17 protein-coding genes and 1 pseudogene are annotated in these 26659 nt (G+C 74.4%); 7 read left to right on the top strand and 11 right to left on the bottom strand.

The genetic code is table 11. The features are described from left to right. Nucleotides 1-64: 64 nt before the first annotated feature. The 5 genes from ACIQBJ_RS32585 to ACIQBJ_RS32565 all read right to left on the bottom strand — a co-directional run bounded on the left by ACIQBJ_RS32585 (nucleotide 65) and on the right by ACIQBJ_RS32565 (nucleotide 4702). Nucleotides 65-781: a nucleoside/nucleotide kinase family protein gene (locus ACIQBJ_RS32585; RefSeq protein WP_400717925.1), complete on the bottom strand. Its 717-nt coding sequence runs from the start codon at nucleotides 779-781 to the stop codon at nucleotides 65-67. Nucleotides 782-791: 10 nt separating this feature from the next. Beyond that, nucleotides 792-1721, bottom strand: coding sequence for an LD-carboxypeptidase (locus ACIQBJ_RS32580; RefSeq protein ID WP_400717923.1), 930 nt, complete (start codon nucleotides 1719-1721; stop codon nucleotides 792-794). Nucleotides 1722-1981: 260 nt separating this feature from the next. Next, nucleotides 1982-3007 (bottom strand): tryptophan--tRNA ligase, encoded by a 1026-nt coding sequence (gene trpS / locus ACIQBJ_RS32575; protein ID WP_400717937.1) that lies wholly within the window; start codon nucleotides 3005-3007, stop codon nucleotides 1982-1984. 925 nt (nucleotides 3008-3932) lie between these two features. Further along, nucleotides 3933-4055: a hypothetical protein gene (locus tag ACIQBJ_RS32570; RefSeq protein ID WP_400717920.1), complete on the bottom strand. Its 123-nt coding sequence runs from the start codon at nucleotides 4053-4055 to the stop codon at nucleotides 3933-3935. 107 nt (nucleotides 4056-4162) lie between these two features. After that, a complete protein-coding gene (locus ACIQBJ_RS32565) occupies nucleotides 4163-4702 on the bottom strand; it encodes an NUDIX hydrolase (protein ID WP_400717918.1) in 540 nt (179 codons plus the stop codon). Between the two features lie 116 nt (nucleotides 4703-4818). Here ACIQBJ_RS32565 and ACIQBJ_RS32560 point away from each other — a divergent pair, with 116 nt between their 5' ends. Beyond that, complete coding sequence (locus tag ACIQBJ_RS32560; RefSeq protein ID WP_400717915.1) at nucleotides 4819-5718, top strand: ATP-grasp domain-containing protein; 900 nt, start codon at nucleotides 4819-4821, stop codon at nucleotides 5716-5718. On the opposite strand, the gene ACIQBJ_RS32555 is transcribed toward ACIQBJ_RS32560, so the two are convergent. From ACIQBJ_RS32555 to ACIQBJ_RS32545, 3 genes are all read right to left on the bottom strand, one after another. Next, the gene (locus ACIQBJ_RS32555) at nucleotides 5643-7016 is read right to left on the bottom strand and encodes an MFS transporter (protein WP_400717912.1); all 1374 of its coding nucleotides are present in this window, start codon (nucleotides 7014-7016) and stop codon (nucleotides 5643-5645) included. The genes ACIQBJ_RS32560 and ACIQBJ_RS32555 overlap by 76 nt on opposite strands. A 265-nt stretch (nucleotides 7017-7281) precedes the next feature. After that, nucleotides 7282-11082, bottom strand: a complete 3801-nt coding sequence (locus ACIQBJ_RS32550) for an ABC transporter ATP-binding protein (RefSeq protein ID WP_400717909.1) — start codon at nucleotides 11080-11082, stop codon at nucleotides 7282-7284. Between the two features lie 186 nt (nucleotides 11083-11268). After that, complete coding sequence (locus ACIQBJ_RS32545; protein WP_400717906.1) at nucleotides 11269-12006, bottom strand: TetR/AcrR family transcriptional regulator; 738 nt, start codon at nucleotides 12004-12006, stop codon at nucleotides 11269-11271. A 132-nt stretch (nucleotides 12007-12138) separates the two neighbouring features. On the opposite strand from ACIQBJ_RS32545, the gene ACIQBJ_RS32540 reads away from it, so the two are divergent. The 4 genes from ACIQBJ_RS32540 to ACIQBJ_RS32525 all read left to right on the top strand — a co-directional run bounded on the left by ACIQBJ_RS32540 (nucleotide 12139) and on the right by ACIQBJ_RS32525 (nucleotide 18406). Next, nucleotides 12139-13845, top strand: a complete 1707-nt coding sequence (locus tag ACIQBJ_RS32540) for a carboxyl transferase domain-containing protein (RefSeq protein ID WP_400717904.1) — start codon at nucleotides 12139-12141, stop codon at nucleotides 13843-13845. Nucleotides 13846-13919: 74 nt separating this feature from the next. After that, nucleotides 13920-16163, top strand: a complete 2244-nt coding sequence (locus tag ACIQBJ_RS32535) for an acetyl/propionyl/methylcrotonyl-CoA carboxylase subunit alpha (RefSeq protein ID WP_400717901.1) — start codon at nucleotides 13920-13922, stop codon at nucleotides 16161-16163. Beyond that, nucleotides 16160-17155 (top strand): hydroxymethylglutaryl-CoA lyase, encoded by a 996-nt coding sequence (locus ACIQBJ_RS32530; RefSeq protein WP_400717898.1) that lies wholly within the window; start codon nucleotides 16160-16162, stop codon nucleotides 17153-17155. The genes ACIQBJ_RS32535 and ACIQBJ_RS32530 overlap by 4 nt, the downstream gene beginning before the upstream one ends. 57 nt (nucleotides 17156-17212) lie before the next feature. Beyond that, nucleotides 17213-18406, top strand: coding sequence for an acyl-CoA dehydrogenase family protein (locus tag ACIQBJ_RS32525; RefSeq protein WP_400717896.1), 1194 nt, complete (start codon nucleotides 17213-17215; stop codon nucleotides 18404-18406). Between the two features lie 79 nt (nucleotides 18407-18485). Here the strand turns inward: ACIQBJ_RS32525 and ACIQBJ_RS32520 are convergent, their stop codons facing one another. The 3 genes from ACIQBJ_RS32520 to ACIQBJ_RS32510 form a co-directional block, all read right to left on the bottom strand. Beyond that, complete coding sequence (locus ACIQBJ_RS32520; protein ID WP_400717893.1) at nucleotides 18486-19298, bottom strand: hypothetical protein; 813 nt, start codon at nucleotides 19296-19298, stop codon at nucleotides 18486-18488. Nucleotides 19299-19530: 232 nt separating this feature from the next. Beyond that, nucleotides 19531-21180, bottom strand: coding sequence for a hypothetical protein (locus tag ACIQBJ_RS32515; RefSeq protein ID WP_400717891.1), 1650 nt, complete (start codon nucleotides 21178-21180; stop codon nucleotides 19531-19533). Nucleotides 21181-21517: 337 nt separating this feature from the next. Further along, complete coding sequence (locus ACIQBJ_RS32510; RefSeq protein WP_400717889.1) at nucleotides 21518-22027, bottom strand: universal stress protein; 510 nt, start codon at nucleotides 22025-22027, stop codon at nucleotides 21518-21520. Nucleotides 22028-22948: 921 nt separating this feature from the next. Between ACIQBJ_RS32510 and ACIQBJ_RS32505 the strand changes: the two genes are divergently transcribed. Further along, nucleotides 22949-23812, top strand: a complete 864-nt coding sequence (locus ACIQBJ_RS32505) for an HAD family hydrolase (protein WP_400717885.1) — start codon at nucleotides 22949-22951, stop codon at nucleotides 23810-23812. 1404 nt (nucleotides 23813-25216) lie between these two features. Then, nucleotides 25217-26518, top strand: a pseudogene (locus ACIQBJ_RS32500) (helix-turn-helix domain-containing protein); the annotation flags it as partial. Nucleotides 26519-26659: the final 141 nt, after the last annotated feature.

The raw sequence follows: 26659 nt of genomic DNA, 5'->3' as shown, positions 1-26659 counted from the left end.
GCCGCCCCGGGACCGTCCACACGGATTGCGTGTCCGGTGCTCCCTGCCGAGCGACCAGTCAACACTACGCCGGTTCCACGCCCGGCGCAAACGCGTCCGTGCGGACCACCCAGTCGCAGGTGCTGCGGGTGCTCTCCACCTGGGCGGCGTTGGGGCGGTCGTTGGTGTCGATCCGGTGGCGGGCGGCGGTCTCGGCCTGGCCGCCGGCGGTGTGGCGGGCGAGCAGGCGGGCGTCCCGGGTGGTGGGGTCGGCGTCGACGTACCAGAGTTCGCGCAGCAGGGTGCGGGCGTCCGTCCAGGGGGTGGCGGGTGAGGCGAGGTAGTTGCCTTCGGTGACGACCAGCCGGGTGTGGGGGCGGACGAGGTGGCGGGCGGCGACCGGTTCGTCGAGGGTGCGGTCGAAGTCGGGGGCGTAGATGTCGTGGAACCGGTCGGCGGTGACGCGTTGGAGGAGTGCGAGGTAGCCGAGGGCGTCGAAGGTCTCGGGGGCGCCCTTGCGGGGGCGCAGGCCGAGGCGGTCGAGCTGGGCGTTGGAGAGGTGGAAGCCGTCGAGCGGGAGGTAGGCCGCGGTGTCGGGGCCCTCGTGGCGGTTGATCTCGTCGACCAGGTGCCGGGCGAGGGTGGACTTGCCGGCGGCGGGCGGTCCGGTGAGGCCCAGGACGGTTCGTCCGACGGCGCGGCCGGGGCGGTGGAGCAGCGCGAGTGCGCGGGTCACCGCGAGGGTTGCGGCGTCGGGCTGTTCGGTGGCCGGGGTGGTGCTGGGGGTGCCTTCGACGTGCATGGCTGGCACCCTACGCGCCGGTAGGGCCGCTGAACACGGGTTCGTCGAGGGTGACGGTGCCCGCGTCGGCGTCCAGCGTGGCGGGGACGCCGAGCGGAACGGTGATCGAGGACGGGCAGTGGCCGAAGCCGAGTTCCCCCAGGACGGGGACGCCCAGTCCGCCGAGGTGGTCGAGCATGACGGCGCGGACGCTCTCGACCGGGCCGCAGCCGTCCCAGGAGCCGAGCACCACACCGGCGACTCCTGTCAGGGCTCCGCTGCGGCGGAGCTGGGTGAGCATCCGGTCGAGTTGGTAGGGCTGCTCGTTGACGTCCTCCAGGACGAGCAGGCCGCCGGCGAAGGACGGGCGGGCGGCGGGGGTGCCGCGGTCGGCGGCGAGCAGGGAGGCGCAGCCGCCCATCAGGACGCCGTGGGCCCGGCCGGGGACGAGGGCGGAGGTGTCCGGGCCGGTGAGGACGGTGGTGGTGGCGGGGTCGAACAGGGTGCGGCGCAGGTGTTCGGCGGTTCGGGCGTCACGGCTGAAGGTGGCCGCGCCGGGCATCGGGCCGTAGAGGGTCGGGAGGTCGAGGTGCCGGGCGACGGCTTCGTGCAGGACGGTGACGTCGCTGAACCCGACCAGGGTCTTGGGCGGCGCGGCGCGCATCGCGTCCCAGTCGAGGAGGTCGACCATCCGCTGGGCGCCGAAGCCGCCGCGGACGCAGAACACCGCGGCGATCTCCGGGTCGAGCCAGGCGGACTGGAAGTCGGCGGCGCGGTGCAGGTCCTGGCCGGCCAGGTACGGGAGGGTGGGGTGGGTGTCGTGGACGTGCGGCAGGACCACCGGTTCGAGGCCCCAGGTCCGGAGGATGTCGATGCCGCGGGCGAGCCTGGCGGGGTCGACGGCACCACTGGGGGCGGCGAGGGCGATCCGGTCGCCGGGGCGGAGCGGGCGCAGGGGCATCGGGACTCCTCTTCCTGGAGCAGGGGCGGGGGGCCGGGACGGCGGGCGGGGGTGATCCGATCGGCTGCGGGTCCGGGCACGCGCGGCGGTCGAGTCGGTCTGCCCGCTCGGTGGCGCGGTCCTCCGACGGTCCGTCTGCTGACGGTATCCCCCGTCGGAGGACGGCCCATCCCGCTCGCGGGTTCCGTGTCCGGTGCGCCGGCGGCCGGGCTCCGCGTCCGGGGAGGGCGGAACCCGGCCTGTCCGGGCGGGAGTGTCGTTCAGCAGGTGCCCATGGCGGCGCGGACTTCGTCGAGGGTGCGGTCGGCGATGGCGTTGGCCCGGGCACTGCCGGTGCGCAGGATGTCGCGGAGCAGGGCGCGGTCGGTGGCGAGTTCGGCGCGGCGGGCCCGCAAGGGGCGGAAGTACTCGTTGACGGCCTCGGTGGTGGTCCGCTTGAGCGTGGCGGCTCCGCCGTCGCCGATCTCCTCGGCGACCTCGTGCGGGTCGCGGCTCTGGCAGAGCGCGCTGAGGAGCAGGAGGTTGGAGACGCCGGGGCGGTTGTCGGGGTCGTAGGTGATGCGGCGGTCGGGGTCGGTGACGGCTCCGCGCAGCAGGCGGGCCGTCTCGTCCTCGTCGGCGCCGAGCGCGATCGCGTTGCCGCGGCTCTTGCTCATCTTTCCGGCGTCGGTGCCGAGCAGCAGGGGTGCGTCGGAGAGCAGGGCCTGCGGTTCGGGGAAGACCGCGGCGTAGCGGTCGTTGAAGCGCCGGGCGACGGTCCGGGTGAGTTCGAGGTGCGGCAGCTGGTCCTGGCCGACCGGGACGAGGTCGGCTTTGCAGAACAGGATGTCGGCGGCTTGGTGGACGGGGTAGGTGAACATCAGCCCGCTCACGGCGGCCTGCCTGGAGTGGGCGATCTCGTCCTTGACGGTGGGGTTGCGGGACAGTTCGGCGATGCTCACCAGGCTGAGGAAGGGCAGCATCAGCTGGTTGAGGGCGGGGACCGAGCTGTGGGTGAAGATCGTGGCCCGGGCGGGGTCGACCCCGGCGGCCAGGTAGTCGAGCACCAGGTTCTCCACGTGCTCGGCGAGCCGGTCGGCCCGGTCCCGGTCGGTGATCACCTGGTAGTCGGGGATCACGATCATCAACTCGAGTCCTTGGGACTGGAGTTGGACCCGGTTCTGCAGCGTCCCGAAGTAGTGGCCGAGGTGCAGCGGGCCGGTGGGGCGGTCGCCGGTCAGGATGCGGCGGTGCCCTGCGGCGGACTCGGCGAGCAGCGGGTGCGCGGTGTCCGCGGTGGCGGTCATGGCGGTGGCGGTCATGGCGGGTGGTCTCCTCGGTGGGGATGGTCGCCGTCCGCCGGGGCGGGCCCAGATCCGTCCGAGGTGATCGCGCCAGGGCCGCCCTTGCGGACGGCCCTGGAGTCATGCGTGAGGGGTGGCCGTCCTAGGACGGCCACCAGCACAGGCACGAGGTGGGGAACATGCCTCCAGCGTAGCCCGAGGGCACCGGGGCGCGGTCGGGTTTTCCGCTCCTGCCGTACCGGGCGGGCGGACGCGGGGTGCGGGTCGCGGGCCGGTGCGGAACGTCGCAGGCGGGCGCGGGCTGCCGCCGGGAACCGGTGAAGCGTATGCGGACGTCCCTTGGCCGGGCACGCACCGGTGGTGCAGGATCGGGCGACCCGAGAATCCGGAGGGGCGCAGCCATGACCTCGCTCGACCAGAACGCGGCGGACCGACCGCACGTGGGTGCCGACCGTCCTGCGGCGGAAGCCGGTTCGACGGACGCCGTGGTGGTGGACGCCATGGCGGCGGAGGTCGGGCCGACGGAGGCCGGGGCGGCCGAGGTCGCGGAGGGTGTCGGGGCTTCCGGGGTGACGGATCTGCGCTCGGGTTCGGCGGCTCCGGGGGTGGCGGGTTGGTCCTCGGGGGCGTGGGGTGCGGGTGTGCTGGCCGCGGACCGGGTGCGGCCGCCGCGGCGCCCGGCGCCTTCGCGGCGGCTGAGCCAGGTGCGGGCGGTGCTGCCGGCCCAGGGGCGACCGGGTGCCGACGGGGGTGCGGAGCCGATCGGTGCCGGAGCCGAACCCGCCGGTGGGTCGGTCGACCTGCCGGGGGTGCCGATGGGTGTGCTGATCGGGGGGTCGCCCGGGTCGGTGGAGGGGGCCGCTCCGGTGGGGCGGGCTCCGGACCGCAGGGTCTCGGCGCAGTTGCTGCGGTTCGGCTCGGGGACGTGTCAGGTGGTGCTGCCGGAGTGGCGCCCGGCCATCGCGGTGTCGGTCCCCACCGAGCAGTTGCAGCGGTCGACCGGGTTGAGCGCGGAGGAACTGCGGTCGGCGCTGCTGTCGGTGGTGATCAATCCGGAGGCGGTGCACGACCGGGAGCTCGGGCTGCACGACTGGCAGGCCGAGGTGCCTGCGGTCCGGGGGCGTCGGAGGGGTCGACGCCAGGTTCGCTGATTGGTCGTCAGATCTTTCCTCCCCGAGGGGTGTTGGGGATGTAGCCGAGGTGGACCGGCTCCACGGGGCCGGGACCTGCGGTGCGGAGCCCGGCGAGCAGGGCGGGCAGGTTCGGCGGCCAGAGCGGGTCGGCGTCCGGTGCGGCGAGTTCGGCGGGCGTCCACCAGCGCCAGCCGAGGATGCCGTCCACCCGGTGGACGGCTGCCACGTCTCCCGGTTCGCGTCGTGGTCCGTGGGTCAGGAAGATGTGCTCGTGCTGCCGGACCGGGGTGCCGTGCCAGGTGAAGTCGTGCTCCCAGGTGCAGAGGAGGGGGCCCGGGCGGAGGTCGGTCCAGCCGGTTTCCTCGTGCAGTTCCCGGAGCGCGCCCTCGGTCGGGGACTCGCCCGGGTCCAGGCCGCCGCCCGGGGACGTCCAGTGGACGCCGACCTCGGAGTTGTCGGAGCGGAGCAGGAAGACCTCGCCCTCGGGCGAGAGCACCACCGTCCGCGCCGCGTGGCGGGGGCGCCGTTCGCCTCCGGGTTTCTGACGTCGCGTGATCCATCGCACTCGATCACCCTGGCAGAGCCCGCGTGGGGGTGTCGATCCGGTTTTCGGGCGGAACGACGCGGGAGGCCAAGGGAATTCCGGGTTGTCCACCGATCGGTGGACCTAATCTGAGCCGCATGACCGAGCCCGCCGTCCTCCTGCCGTCCGACCCCCTGATGATCCGACGGGTCGACCCGCACTTCGCCCACGAGGCGGAGGCGATCGCGGCGGCGGGCGGCGGCCGCGTCCTGCTCGACCACGACGCGCTGCTGGCGGGGGACGCCGAGGCTGCCGTCCGGCGCGTTCCGGCGGCGGGCGGCCCGCTCTGGTACCGGGGGTGGATGATCCCCACCGCCGAGTACGCCGCACTCGCCGCGGCCCTGGCCGCCCGCGGCCGCCTGCTGCTGACGGGGCCGGACGGGTACGCCGCCGCCCACGAACTCCCCGGCTGGTACCGGACCTTCGAACCGCTGACCCCCGCCAGCACCTGGCTGCCCGGCTCCGGCTGGGGCCGGGCCGAACTGGCCGCGGCCGCCACGGAACTCGGTGGCCGCGGCCCCGCGGTGGTCAAGGACTACGTCAAGTCCCGCAAGCACGAGTGGGCGGAGGCCTGTTACCTGCCGGACCTGGCCGACCTCGACGCCGTGGAGCGGGTGGTCGGACGCTTCACCGAACTGCAGGGGTCCTTCCTGGCGGGCGGGCTGGTGCTGCGCCGGTTCGAGTCGTTCGTCCGGGCGGCGGACGGGCGCACCGAGGAGGCCCGGGTCTGGTGGCTGGACGGCGAGCCCGTGCTGGTCGGCCCGCATCCCGACTGCCCGGCGAGCACGGTGGCACCGGATCTCTCCGCCGTCGGCCCGCTGGTCCGGCGGTTGGGGTGCCGCTTCGTCACCACCGACCTGGCCAGGCGCACCGGTGCGGACGGATCGGCCCCCGGGTGGCGGGTGGTGGAGGTCGGGGACGGTCAGGTCAGCGAGTTGCCGTCCGGGGTGGACGCCGGGCCGCTGTTCCGGGCGCTGCTGAACGCGTGGTCCGGCTGAGCGGTTCCGGCGATCCGGGTTCCGGCGCGGGGGTGCGGGCGGCCCGGAGGCGACGACCGGCGCTGCCCGGGGATGGAGACGGCGGCGGGGAAGCCGGCCGTTGAGGTCCGCCGGTTCGCGAGGTGCGGGCGGCCGGTGGTCCGGCGGGGCCCGGGAACGCGGCGGGGCGACCGGCCGGGGCGGGCCGCCAGGGTCAGCGGCAGGGCCGTGACCGCCAGGACGGCGGCGAGCACCGCGCCCATCCCCGGATATCCGGCGGCACCCGCGAGGGCGGTGCCCACCAGCGGCCCGCACGCGACGCCGAGGGCGGCGGCCGCGGAGGTCTGCACGGCGCGACGTCCACCGGGGTCCAGTACGGCGGCGAGGCCGAGCAGGTGGCTGAGCACCAGCGGGTAGAGCAGGTTCCAGAGCAGCTCGCCGGTGGTGAACGCCACCGGGCCGCGGGCCGTCCCGGTGAGCAGGACGCACCCGGCGATCACCAGGGTGCCGGCCCCGATCGGGACGGCCCGGCCGATCCGGCTGCCGAGCGCACCGGCGGCGGCCACCCCGAGGAGCCCGCCGAGCAGGGCCAGCGCGAACACCGGGCCGAGGGTGCGCTCCCCCAGACCGGCCTGGACGTGCCCGAGCCGACCGCTGACGCCCCAGAGCGCGTTCTGCGCCATCGACCAGAACGGGACGGCCAGGATGAGGGCGGCCGCCTTGGCCGGGGCGTGGCCGTCGCCCGCCGGGCGTGCGGGCCGGGCGGTGGTGGGCCGGGGTGCGGGCGCCGGGCCGGACCTGCCGCCCGGCAGGGCCGCGGTGGCCAGCGCGATCGCGCCGAGCGCGCCGAAGGGGGCGGCCGGGCCGCTGCCCAGGTACGGGAGCAGCAGGTAGAGCAGTGCCGCGGTGCCGGAGGTGGCGAGCAGTGCGCGGACGGTGGTGCGGTGCGGGTCGGCGGCCCGGGCGAGGGCGGTGGTGGCGACGGCGGTGGCGGTGCCCGCGCCGAGTCCGGCGAGGATCAGGGCCGTGACGAGCAGCGGGGTGCCCGGGCCGGTGGCCGCGAGGGCGCTGCTCAGGGCGAGCAGGCCGAGGCCGGTCCGGGCGAGGCGGGCCGGGCCGAGGCCGGTGACGCGTCCGGCGAGCAGCAGTCCCGTGGTGGCGGACGCGAGCAGCAGGGTGCTGCCGAGCGCGCCGGCCTGCGTGGGGGTCAGGCCGAGGCCGTCGGTGAGGCGGCCGACCAGGGTGGGCAGGAGGTAGACGGGGAGCTGGCCGGCCGCGTAGAGGGCGACCGTGGGCGGCGCGGACGCGCGTGGGCGCATGGGCGTGGCCTCTCGACCGGGTGACGGGGTGGTGCTCCCGTCCCCTCGATCGGTCGCCCGTTCTGTGTATCAGCCCAGGTGGCGGTGGTGGCCGCCGGTGGCCGAGTCGCAACCGGCGAGCGGCCCAGTTGCGGCCCGCCCGAGACAGCTCCGTGATCGAACGGCCCTTGGCGGGCAGCGCCTTCGGATCGATCGAACCGGAGCTGTCTTCCCCGGCCGGCGCTCCGGGGCGGGGCCGGGCCGAGCCCCGGCCCGGGGCTCGGCCTCAGCCGAGGACGGGCGCGGGGTGGCCCTCGGCGACGAAGGCGTTCCACAGCTTGGCGTAGGCCCCGTCGCGGTCGAGCAGTTCGGCGTGGGTGCCGTCCTCCACTATTCGGCCGTGGGCGAGGACGACGACCCGGTCGGCGCGTTCGGCGGTGGTGAGGCGGTGGGCGATGACCAGGGTGGTGCGGCCTCCGCTGAGCCGGTCGGCGGCGAGGTTGACGGCTGCTTCGGTGGCGAGGTCGAGCGCGGCGGTGGCCTCGTCCAGGAGCAGGATGTCGGGGTCGACGAGTTCGGCCCTGGCCAGGGCGATGAGCTGGCGCTGACCGGCGGAGAGGTTGCGGCCGCGGGGGGCGACCAGGTGCTGGTACCCATCGGTCAGTCCGGTGATCATCTCGTGGGCGCCGACGGCTTCGGCGGCGGCCCGGACCTCGGCGTCGCTCGCCGTCGGGCGGCCGTAGGCGATGGCGTCGCGGACCGTCCCGGCGAAGAGGTAGGCCTCCTGCGGGACGACGCCGAGGTGGTGCCGGTACTCGTCGAGGTCGTAGTCGGTGAGGTCGGTGCCGTCGACCCGGACGGTGCCGCCGGTGGCGTCGTAGAACCGGGCGACGAGCTTGACCAGCGTGGACTTGCCCGCGCCGGTCTCGCCGACCAGGGCGACCGTCTGACCGGCCGGGATGTGCAGGTCGATGCCGGAGAGCACCTCGGGGTTGCCCTCGCCGCCCCCGTTGTAGGCGAAGCTGACGTTCTCGAAGTCGATCTCGCCGCGCAGCGTGCCGACCGGGACGGGGTGTTCGGCTCGGGGCGTGCTGGTGGGGGTGCGCAGCAGGTCGCGGATCCGGCCGAGGCCGACGGCAGCCTGCTGGTAGCCGTCGAAGATCTGCGAGAGCTGGTTGACCGGGGCGAAGAAGAGGTCGATGTAGAGCAGGTAGGCGACCAGGGCGCCGATGGTGAGGGTGCCGTTGTCGACCCGGGAGGCTCCGACGATCAGCACCAGGGCGGAGGCGACGCTGGAGAGGAACTGGACGAACGGGAAGTACAGCGAGATGTACAGCTGGGCCTTGACCCGGGCGTCCCGGTAGGCGAGGCCGCGCTCGACGAAGCGTTCGGTGTTCGCGTCCTGGCGCCGGAAGGCCTGGACGATCCGCATGCCGGCGACGTTCTCCTGCAGGTCCGCGTTGACCGTGCTGATCAGGTCGCGGGAGACCTCGTACTGCTGGGCGGACTTCTTGCGGAACACCAGGGTGGCGACGACCAGCAGCGGCAGCACCGCGAAGACCATCAGGGCCAGGCCCGCGTCGATCACGATCAGCGCGACGAAGATGCCGAAGAAGGTGAACACGCTGACCACGGCGGTGACCACGCCGGTCTGCAGGAACGAGGAGATCGAGTCCACGTCGGTGGTCATCCGGGTCATGATCCGGCCGGTCAGCTCGCGCTCGTAGTAGTCGAGGCCGAGCCGGTTCAGGTGCGCGAAGATCTTCAGCCGCAGGGTGTACAGGAGCCGTTCGCCGGTGCGGCCGGAGATCCGGCTCTCGGTGGCCTGGACCAGCCAGTCGAGCAGGACCACGGTGAGGGCCAGCAGTGAGGCGACCGCGACACCGCCGAGGGCGGCCTTGCTGACGCCGTCGTCGATGCCGTGCCGGATCAGCACCGGCAGGGTCAGCCCGGCGGCGGTGTCCAGGGCGACCAGCAGCAGGGCGAGGGCCAGCGGGCGGCGGAACGGGGCGAGCAGCCGGGCCAGGTTGAACCTGGGGTCGGCGGCCTCGGCCAGCTCGACCGGGATGTCGGGGGTGTCCGTCGCCGGGGACAGGGCGGCGACCTTGGCGAGCAGGGCGGCGTCGGCCACCGGCTTCCGGCCCGCCGGGGACGGGCCGGTGGAGGTCGAGGCGCCCGGTGCGGCGGGGGCCGCGGGCGTGGTGGCGGACGTCTTCCCGGCGGTCCCGTCCGGGCCGGCGAGGGCCGGCGCGGCGGGGGCCGCCCCGGGCGCGGTCCGGTCGTTCGGGGCCGTGCCGGCCAGCGCCTCCGGGTCGGTGATCAGCGACCGGTAGCGCGGACATCGGGCGGTGAGCTCCTCGTGGGTGCCCAGGTCGATCAGGCGGCCGGACTCCAGCACGGCGATCCGGTCGGCGAGTTGCAGGGTGGAGCGGCGGTGCGCGATCAGCAGGGTGGTGCGGCCGGCCATCACGCTGTGCAGCGCGTCGTGGATCTCCGCCTCGATCTGCGGGTCGACCGCGGAGGTGGCGTCGTCGAGCAGCAGGATGCGCGGGTCGGTGAGGACGGCCCGGGCGAGCGCGATGCGCTGCCGCTGGCCGCCGGAGAGGGTGAGGCCCTGCTCGCCGACCTTGGTGTCGTAGCCCTCGGGGAGCTCCCGGATGAAGCCGTCGGCCTGGGCGATCCGCGCGGCGGCGTGGATCTGCTCCTCGGTGGCCTCCGGGTGCCCGTAGGCGATGTTGGTGCGGACGTCCTCGGAGAACAGGAAGCTCTCCTCGGGCACGATGCCGATGGCGGCGCGCACCGAGTCGAGGGTGACCTCGCGGACGTCCTGCCCGAAGAGGCGGACGGCACCGGAGGTGGGGTCGTAGAAGCGGGGCACCAGTTGGGCGACCGTCGACTTGCCGGAGCCGGAGGCGCCGACCAGCGCCAGCGTCTCCCCCTGCGCGATCCGCAGGCTGAGCCCTTCGAGGACCGGGACGCCGTCGGGGGCGCTGCCCGGCTCGGGGTGCTCCTCCGCGCGGTAGTGGAAGTCGACCGCGTCCAGCTCCAGCGCGGGGGTGCCGGCCGGGGCGCCGTCCTGGTCGAGCGGGCGGGCGTCGGGGGCCTCGGTGACCAGCGGGCGCTGGTCGATCAGCTGCATGACGCGCTCCACCCCGGCGCGGGCCTGCTGGCCGACCGTGATGACCATCGCGAGCATCCGCACCGGGCTGGCCATCTGGGCCACGTACGCGGAGAAGGCGACGAAGGTGCCGAGCGTGACGTCGCCCCGGACGGCCAGCCAGCCGCCGACGGCGAGCACCGCGACCTGGCCGAGGGCCGGGACGGCCTGCATCGCCGGGGTGTACCAGGCGTTCAGCCGGATCGACCGGAGGCGGGCGGCGAACAGCTCGCGCGAGGCGCGCTCCAGCTTGCCGCGCTCCTGGGCCTCCTGGCCGAAGCCCTTGACCACCCGGACCCCGCCGATCGCGGCGTCGACCACGCCCGCGACCTCGGCGGCCTGCTGCTGGGCGGCCCAGGTCGCCGGGAAGAGGCGCTTGCGGCTGAGCCCGGCCAGCCACCAGAGCGCCGGGGCCATCACCAGGGCGATCAGCGTGAGCGGCGGGGAGAGCCAGAGCATGACCGCCAGCGACATGCCGAACATCAGGGCGTAGCCCGTCATCATCGGCAGCATCGACAGCAGGCCGTTGACCAACTGGAGGTCGGAGGTGGCCCGGCCGACCACCTGCCCGGTGTCCAGCCGGTCCTGCCGGTGCCCGTCGAGCCGGGTCAGCGAGCGGAACAGGTCGGCGCGCAGGTCGTGCTGGACGTCCACCGCGAGCTGTCCGCCGTAGTAGCGGCGGATCTGGGTGCACAGGAACACCGCCGCGGCCGCGACCAGCAGCAGCGCCGCCCAGGGGGCGAGCGGGCGGCGGTGCGTGGTGATCACGTCGTCGATGATCAGCTTGGTGATCAGCGGGACCATCGTGGTGATCGCCATGCCGACGAGCGACGATCCGAAGGACAGCAGCAGGTTGCGACGGTAGCGCCAGCAGTAGCCACCGAGCCGGCGCAGCCAGCTTTGCTCTGGGAAACCATGAGTCTCGGGCATATTTAGTGATGCTAACCATTCGGCCGGTTGAGCGTCCATCGGTTTCGAAGGGCGCTGGGAAGCTGAACGACCCGAGGCCGAGCTTCCTTCCCGTCTACAGGTTGCCCGGGTTGCGCGGTGGTGCGCCTCCGACGGTCGGCTACATCTGGATCAGCCGATCGACCTAGGCGAGGGGTGCGGCCTGCCTCACCCTTCGGTGTTCGCCGCCCCGTCGACCTCCGCCGCCGCGGCGGCGAACGCCCCTTGGGCCAGGGCGCGGAGCAGCGCCGCCATGCTGTCCCGGGCCAGTCCCGCGCGCTCGGCCCGGTCGCCCCGCTCCCCCTGCTCCGCGGCCGGTCCGGCCTGCCCGGTCTGCCCGGCCGCCCCGACCGTCCCGTTCGACGAGCCCTGCGGAGTGCGGGGCGCGGCGCTGTGCGGGGTCGAGTTGAGCAGCCCGAAGACGGCGTGGACGGCGGCCCGGGCGACCGGTTCCGCCGCCGGGGCGGCCAGCGGGGGGAAGGCTTCGCGCACCACGCCGACCCAGAGTTCGACGTATCCGCGCTGCAGCCGGCGCACCCGGCGGCGGTCCTCCTCCTTGAGGTGGAGCAGTTCGCGGTCGTGCAGGGTGATCAGGTCGCGGTCGTCGAGCGCGAAGTCGATGTGGCCGTCGACCAGGGAGTTCAGCGCGTCCTGCGGGCCGGTGGCCTCGCCGACCCGGCGGCGCCCCTCCTCCATCAGCCGCTCGCTGATGCCGACCAGGAGGTCGGCGAGCATCGCGTCCTTGCCCGCGAAGTGCCGGTAGAGACCGGGGCCGCTGATGCCGACCGCCTTGCCGATCTCGTCGACGCCGACGCCGAGGAAACCGCGGGCCGCGAACAGCCTGGCGGCTTCCTTGCGGATCTGGTCACGGCGTGGGAGCGCTGGGGCGGCGGGACGGTTGGGCATGCTGCCCATCGTAGACAGTCGGGTTATCGCTGGTTAACCTGACCACAGAGTTAACGCTCATTAACACGGGTCGGCCGGCCCACCCTTCGGCCTGCCCGGTTCCGGTATCCGAGGGGCAAGGGAGCTCTTGGGATGGTCCTCTCTTCGGCACAGGCCTCGTCGTGGTCTCCTGCCTCCTCGCGGAACGCGGCACCGACCGCGCCGCCGACCGCCGCCACCGGGGCCCCCGCGCCCCGGTTGGAGAGCGCGGTCGACCCGGCCTCGCCGGCCGGGCTCGCCAACGCCCAGGCGCATCGGGAGCTGGTCGCGGAACTGCGCGCCAAGCTCGCGGCCGCGGCCCTGGGCGGCGGTGAGAAGGCCCGCGCCAAGCACACCGCGCGCGGCAAGCTGCTGCCCCGGGAGCGGGTGGACACCCTGCTCGACCCCGGGTCGCCCTTCCTGGAGCTGGCGCCGCTCGCCGCCGACGGGCTGTACGACGGCGCCGCCCCGGCCGCCGGGGTGATCGCCGGCATCGGCCGGGTCGCCGGCCGCGAGGTCCTGGTGGTGGCGAACGACGCCACGGTCAAGGGCGGCACCTACTACCCGATGACGGTGAAGAAGCACCTGCGCGCGCAGGAGGTGGCGCTGGAGAACCGGCTGCCCTGCCTCTACCTGGTGGACTCGGGCGGCGCCTTCCTGCCGATGCAGGACGAGGTGTTCCCCGACCGCGACCACTTCGGCCGGATCTTCTACAACCAGGCGCGCCTGTCCGCCGCCGGAATCCCGCAGATCGCGGCGGTGCTCGGCTCCTGCACGGCCGGTGGCGCGTACGTCCCGGCGATGAGCGACGAAGCGGTGATCGTCCGGAACCAGGGCACCATCTTCCTGGGCGGCCCGCCGCTGGTGAAGGCCGCCACCGGCGAGGTGGTGACCGCCGAGGAACTGGGCGGCGGCGACCTCCACTCCCGGACCTCGGGCGTGACCGACCACCTGGCGGAGGACGACGCTCACGCGCTGTCCATCGTGCGCACCATCGTGGCCGGGCTGGGCCCGCGCACGCCGAAGCCCTGGCCGCTCGCCCCGGTCGAGCCGCCCGCCGTCGACCCGGCCGGGCTGTACGGCGTGGTGCCGGTCGACCCGCGCACCCCCTACGACGTGCGCGAGGTGATCGCCCGGCTGGTGGACGGCAGCCGGTTCGCCGAGTTCAAGGCCGAGTACGGCGCCACCCTGGTGACGGGGTTCGCCCACATCCACGGGCACCCCGTCGGGATCGTCGCCAACAACGGCGTCCTGTTCGCCGAATCCGCGCTCAAGGGCGCGCACTTCATCGAGCTGTGCGACCAGCGGGGCATCCCCCTCCTCTTCCTGCAGAACATCACCGGCTTCATGGTGGGCCGCCAGTACGAGGCGGGTGGCATCGCCAAGCACGGCGCCAAGATGGTGACCGCCGTCGCCTGCACCCGGGTGCCGAAGCTGACGGTGGTGATCGGCGGCTCGTACGGCGCGGGCAACTACTCGATGTGCGGCCGGGCCTACTCACCCCGCTTCCTGTGGATGTGGCCGAACGCCAAGATCTCCGTGATGGGCGGCGAGCAGGCCGCCTCGGTGCTGGCCACCGTCCGCCGCGACCAGTTGGAGGGCCGGGGCGAGGAGTGGCCCGCCGAGGCGGAGGACGCGTTCAAGCGCCCGGTCCGCGAGCAGTACGAGCGGCAGGGCAACGCCTACTACGCGACCGCCCGGCTGTGGGACGACGGCGTGATCGATCCCCTGCAGACCCGCACCGCGCTCGGCCTGGCACTGACCGCCTGCGCCAACGCCCCGCTGCCCGACCCGCGCCCGTTCGGGGTCTTCCGGATGTGACACCCCGGCGGGCCACCGCCACCGACGCTTCGTCGATTCGCTCACCGTTCCCCTCGTGACGGAGGCACACCTCCATGTTCGACACCGTGCTCGTCGCCAATCGCGGCGAGATCGCACTGCGGGTCATCCGCACCCTCCGGCGGCTGGGCGTGCGGTCGGTCGCCGTGCACAGTGACGCGGACGCCGACGCGCCGCACGTCCGGGCGGCGGACCTCGCGGTCCGGCTCGGCCCCGCCGACCGGAGCGACAGCTCCGCCGCCGAGACGTACCTGCGCGCCGACCTGATCCTGGACGCGGCCCGCCGGACCGGCGCGCAGGCCGTCCACCCCGGCTACGGGTTCCTCGCCGAGAACTCCGCGTTCGCCGAGGCCTGCACGCAGGCCGGGCTGGTCTTCATCGGCCCGCCGCCGGCCGCGGTGGAGCTGATGGGCGACAAGATCAACGCCAAGGAGGCCGTCCGGGCCGCCGGGGTGCCGGTCGTCCCCGGCAGCGAGGACGGTTCGCCCAGCGACGAGCAGCTGATCGAGGCCGCGGCCCGGATCGGCTACCCGGTGCTGCTCAAGCCGTCGGCCGGTGGCGGCGGCAAGGGCATGCGGCTGGTCCGCGACCCGGCCGAGCTGCCCGCCGAACTCGCCGCGGCCCGGCGGGTGGCCCGCACCGCGTTCGGCGACGACACCCTGCTGCTGGAGCGCTGGGTCGACCAGCCGCGCCACATCGAGGTGCAGGTCCTGGCCGACACCCTCGGCCGGACCGTCCACCTCGGCGAGCGCGAGTGCAGTCTGCAGCGCCGCCATCAGAAGCTCATCGAAGAGGCTCCTTCCGTCCTGTTGAACCCGAGCACCCGCGCCGCGATGGGCGCGGCCGCGGTGCGTGCTGCCGAGGCCTGCGGCTACACCGGCGCCGGCACGGTCGAGTTCATCGTCCCCGGCGGGAAGCCCGCGGGACCGGACGGGGACGACGTCCTCGACTTCTTCTTCATGGAGATGAACACCCGCCTCCAGGTGGAACACCCCGTGACCGAACTGGCCGTCTCCGTGGACGGCCCCGAGGGCCCGCGGCGGCTGGACCTGGTCGAGTGGCAGCTGCGCGTCGCCGCGGGCGAAGCACTGACGTTCACACAGTCGGACATCTCCTTCCGGGGCCACGCGATCGAGGCCCGCATCTGCGCCGAGGACCCGGAACGGGACTTCCTGCCCACCGGCGGTGAGGTGCTGCTGCTGGACGAACCCTCCGGGGAGGGCATCCGGGTGGACTCCGGAATCGCACCCGGCGACCGGGTCGGCAGCCTGTACGACCCGATGCTCGCCAAGGTGATCGCGTACGGGCCCGACCGCCCGACCGCGCTCCGTCGGCTGCGGGCCGCGCTCGCCGAGACCCGCATCCTGGGCGTCACCACCAACACCGGCTACCTGCGCCGGCTGCTGGCCCGGCCCGAGGTGGTGTCAGGGCGGATCGACACCGGGCTGGTGGAACGCAGCGCCCAGCAGGACCCCTCCTTGCTCAGCTCCCCGTACACCCGCACCGAATCGATCGACCTGCTGCACTTCGCCTCCGCCCTGTTGCGACAGCTCGAACTCGGTCGAGCCGACAGCTCCGTCCCCTCCGGCCACTGGACCGATCCGTTCTCCCTCCCTTCCGGCTGGCGACTCGGTGGCGAGGCCGCCTGGACCACGCACCGGCTCCGGCTGGCCGGCCGCGAACCGGTCACCGTGAGCTGCCGAATGATTACCAATGGTGAATTCGAGAGCGCTATCGGTTTTTCCGCCGGAGTCACCCCCGAATGGGAGGTCCGGCTGGACGGCGGACCGGTCCGGCGTGCCCGCGCGACCCGGGACGGAGACCTGCTCCGCCTTGCGGTTGACGGCCTCCAGGCCACTTTCACGATCGCCGCGGAACGCACCCAGGACGGCCTCACCCACTGGCTCGGCATCGACGGGGACGCCTGGCCCGTTCACCCGTTCGACGTAATCGCCGACCGTGCCGCGGCCGGCGGCGCCCACCACGGCACCCTCACCGCGCCGATGCCCGGCACCGTCACGGTCGTCAAGGTCGAACCCGGCGAGCGGGTCCACCGCGGCCAGGCGCTGCTGGTCCTGGAGGCCATGAAGATGGAGCACGTCATCGCCGCCCCGCACGACGGCACCGTGGACGACCTCCGGGTCTCCGCCGGCGCGACCGTCGCGATGGACGAGGCGCTGGTGGCCGTCACCCCGGACGACCCGGAACCGGCTGCGGAACCGGCTGCGGAACCGGCTGGGGAACCGGCTGGGGAACCGGCTGGGCAGCCCGCCGAGGACGCCCCGGAGGTGGCCCGGTGACCGGCGAGAACGCGCAGGACGCCCCCGAGCCCACCGTGCTGGACCTCGGCCTCCCGCAGCCGGTGCGCGACCCCGGGCTGCCCGCGCGGGTCCGCATCCACGAGGTCGGCGCCCGGGACGGGCTGCAGAACGAGAGCGGGCTCGTCCCCGTCGAGGTCAAGGCGGAGTTCGTCGCCCGGCTCGCCGCCGCCGGCCTGCGCACCGTCGAGGCGACCAGCTTCGTCCACCCCAAATGGGTGCCGCAGCTGGCGGACGCCGAGGAGCTGATGCCCCGGCTGACCGGGCTGGCCGAGCAGTACCCCGGCCTGCGGCTGCCCGTCCTGGTGCCCAACGAGCGGGGCCTGGACCGGGCGCTCGCGCACCACGCCGCCGAGGTCGCCGTCTTCGCCAGCGCCACCGAGACCTTCGCCCGGCGCAACCTCAACCGCTCGGCGGACGAGGCGATGGCGATGTTCCGCCCCGTGGTGGAGCGGGCCACAGCTGCCGACGTTCCGGTCCGCGGCTACCTGTCGATGTGCTTCGGCGACCCCTGGGAGGGCCGGGTCCCGGTCGAACAGGTGGTCCGCCACGGCCTGGCGCTGCTGGAGATGGGCTGCGCCGAGCTGAGCCTCGGCGACACCATCGGCGTCGCGACGCCCGGCCACGTCAAGGCACTGCTCGACGAGTTCACCCGATCGGGGGTTCCGATCGAACGGCTGGCCGTGCACTTCCACGACACCTACGGCCAGGCCCTCGCCAACACGCTCGCCGCGCTGCGCTCCGGCGTGACCGTGGTGGACGCCTCGGCCGGCGGCCTCGGCGGCTGCCCGTACGCGAAGAGCGCGACCGGCAACCTGGCCACCGAGGACCTGGTCTGGATGCTGCACGGCCTGGGCATCGAGACCGGCGTCGACCTCGCCGCGCTCGCCCGCACCAGCGGCTGGATGGCCCGTCACCTCGGCCGCCCCAGCCCGTCGAGGACCGTCCGGGCCCTGCTCGGCCCGTCGTCCTGAGTCCGACTCCCCCGTCCCCACCAGGCCCACGAGGCCGCGATCCCGGGAGGATCACCCGTGCTCGACCACCGATTGAGCAGTGAGTACGAGGAACTCCGCCGCACCGTCGAGGAGTTCGCCAACGACGTGGTGGCGCCGAAGATCGGCGACTACTACGAGCGGAACGAGTTCCCGTACGACATCGTCCGGGAGATGGGGCGGATGGGCCTGTTCGGCCTGCCGTTCCCCGAGGAGTACGGCGGGATGGGCGGCGACTACTTCGCGCTCTGCCTCGCCCTGGAGGAGCTGGCCCGGGTCGACTCCTCGGTCGCGATCACCCTGGAGGCCGCGGTCTCGCTCGGGTCGATGCCGATCTACCGGTTCGGCACCGAGGAGCAGAAGCGCGAGTGGCTGCCGAAGCTGACCTCGGGCGAGATGCTCGGCGCCTTCGGCCTGACCGAGCCCGAGGGCGGCACGGACGCCGGCGGGACGCGCACCACGGCGCGCTACGACGAGGCCACCGACGAGTGGGTGATCAACGGGAGCAAGTGCTTCATCACCAACTCCGGCACCGACATCACCGGCCTGGTCACCGTCACCGCACTGACCGAGCCGCTCACACGTTCGAGTGACGATTCGTCAAATCACTCGCCCACCAGGGAAATCTCCTCCATCATCGTTCCCACGGGGACTCCCGGGTTCCAGGTGTCGAAGAAGTACTCGAAGGTCGGGTGGAACGCCTCCGACACCCGCGAACTGTCCTTCACCGACTGCCGGGTCCCCGCGGCCAACCTGCTCGGCACCCGGGGCCGCGGCTACGCCCAGTTCCTGCGCATCCTGGACGAGGGCCGCATCGCCATCGCGGCCCTGGCCACCGGCCTGGCCCAGGGGTGCGTCGACCAGTCCCTCACGTACGCCGCCACCCGGCACGCCTTCGGCCGTCCGATCGGCGCCAACCAGGTCATCCAGTTCAAGCTCGCCGACATGGAGCTGCGCGCGCACACCTCCCGCCTGACCTGGCGGGACGCCGCCTCCCGGCTGCTGCACTCCGAGCCCTTCAAGAAGGAGGCAGCCATTGCCAAGCTGTACGCCTCCGAGGCGGCGGTCGACAGCGCCCGCGAGGCGACCCAGATCCACGGCGGCTACGGCTTCATGAACGAGTACCCCGTCGCCCGGTTCTGGCGCGACTGCAAGATCCTGGAGATCGGCGAGGGCACCTCGGAGGTCCAGCGGATGCTCATCGCGCGCGAGCTCGGCATGGCCTCCTCCTGAGCCCCCGCTTCCCCTCGATCACCCGATCACCCGATCCCCGAGAGGCGTTGCCGACGTCCGGTGCTCGACGCTCGGCCGATCAGTCCGCCGGCCACGGCCGGTAGGGCGGAACGGCCGAGGCGTCGGCCTCGGTGTCGATCTGGTCGTACCGCTCCAGCGCGAGCTGGAACGCGGTCGGCTGGATGCGCACCGCGCCGGAGAACGGCCCGCTCATCACCGCGACCATGCTCACCCCGAACGCCACGGAGGCGCCCACGAAGCACATCAGCACCAGGTTCCGCGGGTTGGAGTTGAGCCCGATGACGGACGGCGTGGCCAGGACGAACACCGCCCCGACCAGCAGCCCGCCGATCGCCAACGCCGGGACGGACGCCCGGAGATCGCTCAGTCGCGCGTTCCGCTTGGCGTTGACCTCGGACAGGCTCCGCAGCACATCGGTTCGAGCGCTCGCCTCGACCTGACTGTGCGCCACGGACTGGTCGACGGCGGCCCGCACCCGGTCCACCGCCTGCCAGGCCGGCCGGCTGCCGACGCCCTGCCGCATCGTCACCCACTCGTCACCGATCACCAGGCCGGTGTAGGCACGCAGCCGCTCCCGCACCACGGAGCGGTCCGCGGCCGGTAGCCCGCCCGCGGTCCAGTACGCCTCCGCGAGGGCCCGCGACTCCTCGTAGGTGTGCTGGCGCGCCGAGTTCAACTGCTGCCAGGTGCCCGCGACGCTGAAGCCCAGGAACAGCGCGAAGAAGCCCAGGATCGCTGCCCCCGCGAAGGACAGCGCCTGCGGAGTCGTGGACCCCTCCCGCGCCCGCCTGGTCCGCCCCAGCACCAGTCCGAGCACCAGCGCCAGCGCCGCACCCGCCACTGCGGCGACCGCGACGGTCAGCATCGCCACCCGCTTCCGGTCACCCTCCGGCCACGGGTCGCCGACGGCTGCCCCGTTCCGCTCCTTGACTCGACAACAGTCGCGCCACCGACGACTCCTCCCCCGCGCACCGGGACCGCCGCGCCGAGCGGCCCGCCCGTCCGGGCTACACCCCGAGGCCCGCCATCGCGCTGCCCCGGAACGCACCGTGCCCGGTCCGGTCGTCGCGCACCGCCGCGGGCCGTCGTCTCGCCGCGGGCCGTCATCGCCGCCCCCGGCCCCGCGCGGTGAACGCGGCCGCCAGCACGCACAGCACCGGAAGGAGGATCGCCAGCAGGAGCATCATCACCTCGGCACCGTCCCAGGAGTCGTCCTCCTCGTCGGGGGCCCGGCCCTCACCCCCGAACTCGGCCTGGGCCAACGGGTCCGCGGACCGCGCCCCGGGCGACGCCTGCTGCCGCGCAGCGGCCAGCGCGTCCAGGGCCGCGCCCGCGCCGTTCCGCGCACCACTGCCCACCACGGAGCCCGCACTCGCACCGGGCCCCGGGGCCGCTCCGGCCTGCCCGGACGCCGCGTCCCCGGGGTGCGCCGCCCCGGGGCCGGACGGGCTCCCGCCCGAGGCTGTCGGCGCACCGCCCGCCCCCGGGGCGGCAAAGGGCGAGGCGGGCCGGGCGAAGACCCTGCCGCCCGGGAGCAGTTCGGGTGACCGACCGGGCAGGAACGGTACGAGCGGCGGCATCGACCCGGCGGCTTCCGGACGGGGCTGCGACGCCCCCACCGGCGGCCGGGCTGCCACGGCGGCCACCGGCCCGGCTCCGGGCGGGACGGAGACCGGCAGCAGCCCGGGCGGGACCTGGCCGCCGGCAGGGGTGTCCCCGCCGCCCGCGCCCTGGCCGGGGCTGGCACTGGTGCCGGGGCCGGGGCCGACGGGGGCCGGGCCGACGCCCTGACCGGGTCCTGCCCCCGGCCCCGTGCCGGTCGTCGGACCGGTGGCGGTCCCCGTTCCTGGGCCGCCGCCGGGCTCGGGACCGGGGCCGGGGCCGGTGTTCGGGGTGGCCTCGGAGGGCCCGCCCGGCTCCGTGCCGGAGGGGGTGGGCCGCAGCCCGTCGTAGGCCCCGTCGGCCTCGGCGGAGACCCGTCGGGGAGCCTGGCGGTTGCCGTCGGGGCCGACCGTCCCGTCGTCGGCCAGGCCACCCGCACGGGCGGTGCCGGTCTGGCGGCCGGGCCTGGCGATGCCGGTCGCGCGGCAGTCGACGGTCTGTCCGGGGGCGAGGGTCCGGCCGCCGTCCGGGCCGGTGCAGTTCACCGCGCCCAGGCCGGGCAGGTTGTCCGTGACGGAGGCGTCGGTGATCGGGACGTCGCCGAACGCCTCCAGGCGGTAACGGAGTTCAACGGTCCCGCCCGCTCCGGCCACCGCCCCGCGCCGCACCGCCGTCGCGGGTGGGGGCGGGAACGAGGACGGGGACGGGGTCAGGGCCGCCGGGGAGCCATCGGCACCGGCACCGGCAGGTGACGCCGCCCGGCGGGACAGGCCGCTGCCGGACGGGGCACCCACCCGGGTGAGTCGGATGCCGGAGGTGATGCCGAGATAGCCGGCGGACGTGTCGGCGTGCGCCTGCGGAAGGTGCAGCGGCGCCTCCGCGGTGGCCTCGACCCGGGTGGAGCGGGGCCCGCCCTCGACGGTGAGGGTGGCGGTGCAGTCGAGGCTGCCGCCGGGCGGAACGGTCCGGCCGGGCGCGCACCGGAGCCGGCCGCCAGGGAGCTGAGGGTCCGTCAGAACCACATCACCGAGCGGGTAATCGGCGCGGTTGTCGAGGCGGTACGTGCGGATGGCCGTGCCACCGGCCCGGAGCCGGACCGCGGGGTCGGCACTGGCGTTGGTGCTGACGCTCAGCCGCAGGATGTCCCGCACCTCTCCGCCACGGGTCGCGCCCGGCGCCGATGCCCAGCCGCCGAGGGCAGCCGGGAGCACCAGGGCCGCCCCCCAGCACCGCGGGCACGGGTCGGGCGGATGCGGCAGCGGCCGTGGCCGTGCGCCATCGAACTGCCAGTGCGTCGATATGACGATTGGTCACCCTCGCATGATCGATCAGCCTCGCGCGGGACGGTCGCCGTGACGCACCGGCGCCAACGGGAACGACCCGATCGGCCGACCGTCCACCGGGGCCGCCGGGGCGACCCCGCCACTCCGCGGCACGCCTCGTCGTCGGCCTTCACGCCGGGCAGCGACGAGCAGGGTTGACGAGACGTCAGGGAATGACGATGACCGGGCGGTTCGCGCGGCGGGCCAGACGGCCGGAGACGGAGCCGAAGATCTTGCCGAGCAGCCCGTGGGTACTGCCGACCACGATGGCGTCCGCCGCGTACTCGCGGCCGACCTCCTCGATCTCGTGGCAGATGTCGCCGCCGCGCTCCACCAGGATCCAGGGGACGCCGGAGAGGAAGTCGGCGCAGGCGAGTTCGAGGCCGAGGATCTCGGTGCGCTGGTCGGGGAGGTCCACGAAGACGGGCGGCTCGCAGCCGGCCCAGACCGTGGCGGGGAGCCGGTTGGCGACGTGGACGATCACCAGTCCGCAGCGGGAGCGGCGGGCCATCCCGACCGCGTAGGCCAGGGCCCGTTCGCTGGAGAGCGAGCCGTCGAAGCCGACCACCACGCCGTGCTGGAACTGCGGGTCGCAGGCGCGCGAGCCGTGCTCCTGCAACTGCGGCTCGTGCTCGCCGTCGCGGCGGCCGACGGTCGGACGGGAACGGTCGGTCATCGCGTCCTCCGCAGTTCCGGGGCGGGGGACGGCGGTCGGGTCCGCCGTCCCGGAGGGGTCTGGAGTGCCGCGCCCCGGATCGGGGCGGGGTGGGTCGAAGCGGGGTGGGTCGAAGCGGGGCGGATCGGGGTCGGGCCGACCGGGGTCACCGTCCGGCACAGTGCCGCGGACGGGGTGCCGGCCGCCCGGGCCGCCCTGGCTGTGCGGCCCGCCCCGGGGGTGCGATCCGTCCCGGTGCCGCACCGGGCCGACGGACGGCGGGGTGCCGAGGAGCCAGGCGACAGTCCTCCTGGCGCGGGAGCTGCCGCCGACGGAACCGGGAGGTTCGTGACCAGCCATGGCTCAAAACTCTTCGACTCGTACGGGCCTGCGCAGGGGAACACGGCGGGGAACCGCCGGGCCCCGGGAGCAGGGGCGACCGGGGCGGCGAACCGTTCGGGAACGACGACCACCGATGGCGACCTGTGCCTTTCAGAGTACGGCTCGGGAGGGGCTCCGCCCAGCGGCGAAGCCCTCGTACGAGGAGGTTCCCGCGAGTGGGGGAAACACACGCCGGTGTGCGCGCCCCTCGCGCTACGAAAGTCAGAAGAGCTTGACCGACGGAGAGTGCCGCGCGCAACAGGGTGCCGACACACCGTGACCCGACTGTCATCGCCCCTGCCCCCGGGCGGTGCGCGGGAGTTGTCCCGCCGGACGCGGAGCCGGGCGCGGAGCCGAGCGCGGAGCCGGGCGCGGCGGCGGGCGCGGCGGCGGCACGCAGTGGCAGCACGCGGCGACGGCGCGCGACGGCCGACCACGGGCGCTCGGGATCATGGCCCGACTTGGGGGTGTAGCAGCCGTATTCGGCCAATTCGCGGAAATGGCACCAAGCCTTTGGCAATTGCCAGGTGCATACGAGGCCCCGCTGGCAGCATGCTCGACATGCCGCTGCTCCTGTTCGACCTCGACAACACCTTGCTGCCCAGGGACGCCGCCTTCCGTGCGTGGGCGAAGACCTTCCTCGCCGAGAACGACCTGCCGGCCGAGGACCTGGACTGGCTGGTGCTGCTCGACGGCAGCGGGTACGTACCGCGCAGCACCGTACTGGGTGCGACCAAGCGTCGCTACGGGTTCGACCGCTCGGTCGAGTCGATGCTGGAGCACTACCGGGTGTTCATCAACTCCCATATCCGGTGCCCCGATTCACACATTTCGGCACTTCGGGAGGCACGCGGCGCGGGCTGGACGATCGGGATCGTGAGCAACGGCGGGACGCTCGCCCAGTCGGAGAAGATCCGGTTCACCGGGCTCGCTCCACTGGTGGACGGGTGGGTGATCTCCGAGGAGGCCCGCTGCCTGAAGCCGGACCCGTTGATCTTCGAGATCGCGGCCCGCCGGTGCGGGTTCCGCCCGGTCGGGGACTGGGCGGCGCAGACCTGGATGGTCGGCGACTACGGTCCGGCCGACATCGCCGGGGCCGAGGCGACCGGGCTGCGCAGCGCCTGGCTGCACCACGGACGCCCGTGGGCCGAGCGTGCCTACCGTCCGACGATCAGCGCTCCGTCCCTGCCGGACGCGGTGCGGCTGATCCTCGCGGCGGCCGAACTGCCCCTCCGCGGGCGGGCTTTCGCGTCCGCCGCGGGCCGGACCCGGCCGACCCTCGGCCGCCTGGCCGTGCCGGCCTCCCGGTTGGCCCCGGCGGGCGTCAGGGCGGCAGCGGGAGCCCCGTCCGCCGTCCCGGGCGTGGCCGCCCTGCCGTCCCCCGCCCCGGCCCGCTGGGCGGGTCCTGCGACGGCCGCCGGCTGAGCCCCCGTCCCACCACACCCCCGGACCGGCCCCCGACGCCCCGGTGCCCCGGCGCCCCCGTCAGCAGCACCCAGGAGACGGTGAACTTCGTTCCCGCGGGTGCGAGTTCACGCATGAGCGCGGTGATGCGACGCTCCTCGCGCCGGGCGTTGGCAACGCGGGGCCGGGTGCAGCAGATGGCAGCAGATGAACGCCGTCGCGGGCGCGCAGGAGTCACCAGGGAGCCGAGGGCGGACCGGGGCCAACCGGCCGCGCCGGCACGGCGGTCGGCGCCCGGCGAGGCGACGCCGACGCCGACGCCGACGCCGACGGCCAGGTTCGCCCTCGCTCGCGCCCGCCGCCCACCGGGTGTGCCGGGCCGGTGCGGCGGAGGGGGCGGGGATGCCCCGGGACGGGCCCGCACAGGCGGGTGTCGTGGGCAAGGGGTCGGTGGCGGGCATCGATCGGATTCGGACGAATGTGCGGGGCGACCGGCGACGGAACAGGACGGCGGGGGCGCCGGCGGACCGGCGGGTCGGACGGGGCCGGTGGGGCGGGTGGGACAGAAGGGGCATGACCAGCGAAGAGTGACGGAGTGTGAGGTCGGAGGCGGTCGGGAGTGGCCGGTTCGGGTTGGACCGGGGGGCTGACGGGGCGCGGAGATCATGGCTCAGGTGTGCGCTGTGGCGCGTGGGAACCGGTCTCACGCCCCCGATTCGGACCGTACGTTTTCGGCCAACTTGCGCCCGAACCCCGACGTTCCGGCAAACGTGCAGCCCACAGCGGGCGGTGGGTGCACCGCCGGGCGGGGAATGACCAACAGGTCGTGCGACAACCAGCCACCGTTGTCCACGCCCCCTTCACAGCGGGGTCGACGGGTGCCACGCTTCGTGATCGAATGCTTCACGCCAAATTGCCATGTCGACATAGCGCCGGATGGTGAACTTGTCACAACGGCAACGGTCCACCAAGTAGATTCGATCTTGGCTCGCAGAGCGGCAGCCGAGACCACCACACCACCGAGGGGGCTGGAGCGCCTTGAGCAGGGTGAGCAGGAGCGACGCGGGTCCTGAAGGCGGCCGCCAGCCGTCGGCCCATCCCGGTGGCACGGCGAGACCCGGCGCATTCGGCGGTCCCTCGGGCGGCTCGCCCGGCGCCGGTCGGGGTGGCACCCAGGCGCACGGCGCCCAGGGCGGCCTGACGAACAGTCAGTACTCCTCCGCCCCACCCGCGGCCGGCCTGCCCTCCGGCACCGGGGCCCTCCCGGGCCACGGCGGCGGAAGCGGTCACGGCGGCCACGGTCACGGTCACGGCAGCCACAACGGACTCGTCGGGCACAACAGCCTCTCCCCCGGCCTCGGCGGCCACGGCGGCCCGACCGCCGGCCAGCCCGGCCCCCTCTCCGGCTCCGGCTCCGCCACCGATCTGCTCACCGCCGCCACCGGCCCGAGCGCGCTGTCCTCCCCCCGCAAGCTGGCGGGTCGTCGGCGCCGCGAGACGGTGGCGGTCCTGCTGTTCAGCGGGGCGCCCATCTTCGAGAGCTCGATCCCGCTGTCGGTGTTCGGGGTGGACCGGCAGGACGCCGGCGTCCCGCGCTACCGGCTGCTGGTGTGCGCCGGCGAGGAGGGTCCGCTCAGCACCACCGGCGGCCTGACGCTGACCGCGCCGTACGGCCTGGAGGCGCTGTCCCGGGCGGGCACCATCGTGGTCCCGGCCTGGCGGTCGATCTCCCAGCCGCCGCCGGTCGAGGCGATCGCCGCCCTGCGCAAGGCCCACCACGAGGGGGCCCGGATCATCGGGCTGTGCACCGGCGCCTTCGTGCTGGCCGCGGCGGGGCTGCTGGACGGCCGTCCGGCGACCACCCACTGGATGTACGCGCCGACGCTGGCCAAGCGCTACCCGCGGGTCCACGTCGATCCGCGCGAACTCTTCGTGGACGACGGCGACGTGCTGACCTCCGCGGGCACCGCGGCCGGCATCGACCTCTGCCTGCACGTGGTGCGCAGCGACCACGGCGCCGAGGCCGCCAACGCGCTGGCCCGCCGGCTGGTGGTGCCCAACCGGCGCGGCGGCGGAGGTCAGGCCCAGTACATCGATCAGTCTTTACCTGAAGAGATCGGCAACGACCCGCTGGCCGAGGTGGTCACCTGGGCGTTGGAGAACCTGAACCAGCAGTTCGACGTCGAGGTGCTGGCGGCCCGCGCCTACATGTCGCGGCGCACCTTCGACCGCCGGTTCCGGACGCTGACCGGCAGCGCCCCGCTGCAGTGGCTGATCACCCAGCGGGTGCTGCAGGCGCAGCGGCTGCTGGAGACCTCGGACCTGTCGGTGGACGACGTCGCCCGGCGCTGCGGCTTCCGTTCGCCGGTGGCGCTGCGCGGGCACTTCCGGCGGCAGTTGGGGGTGTCCCCGGCCGCGTACCGGACGACGTTCCGGGCCCGCCGCCCCTCGGGGCCGGGTGCGACCGCTCCGCTGCAGGGCGGTCCGCTCGACCGCGCCGGCCAGCCCGGTCCGGGTCAGGTCGGTCCCGGCCAGTCCGGCCACGGTGCGGTGACGCATGCTCAGGCCGCCGCCCAGGCGGCGGCCCAGGGCGCGAACGGGAACGGCGCGGGTCTCGGCCCGGCCGGTCCGGCGGGGCGGCAGCGGCCGCGGCCGCTGGTGCCGCCGCAGTCCGGCCCGCCCGCCGCGGCCTTCGGCGGACGCGCGCCGGAGCGCCCGGGCGAGCGTGGCGAGCGTCCCGGCGAACGCCAGGGCGAGCCCCGGTACGCGGGCCGGAGCGCGGGCGGAACCGCGCCGACCGCCCACGGCGGTCCCGGCAACCCGGGCGGCCAGCCGTACCCGGGCGCCCCGCAGCACCCGGGCGCCCAG

The organism is Kitasatospora sp. NPDC088391, assembly GCF_044753345.1.
Lineage (GTDB): Bacteria > Actinomycetota > Actinomycetes > Streptomycetales > Streptomycetaceae > Kitasatospora.
This window is presented reverse-complemented; position numbering and strand designations above follow the sequence as displayed.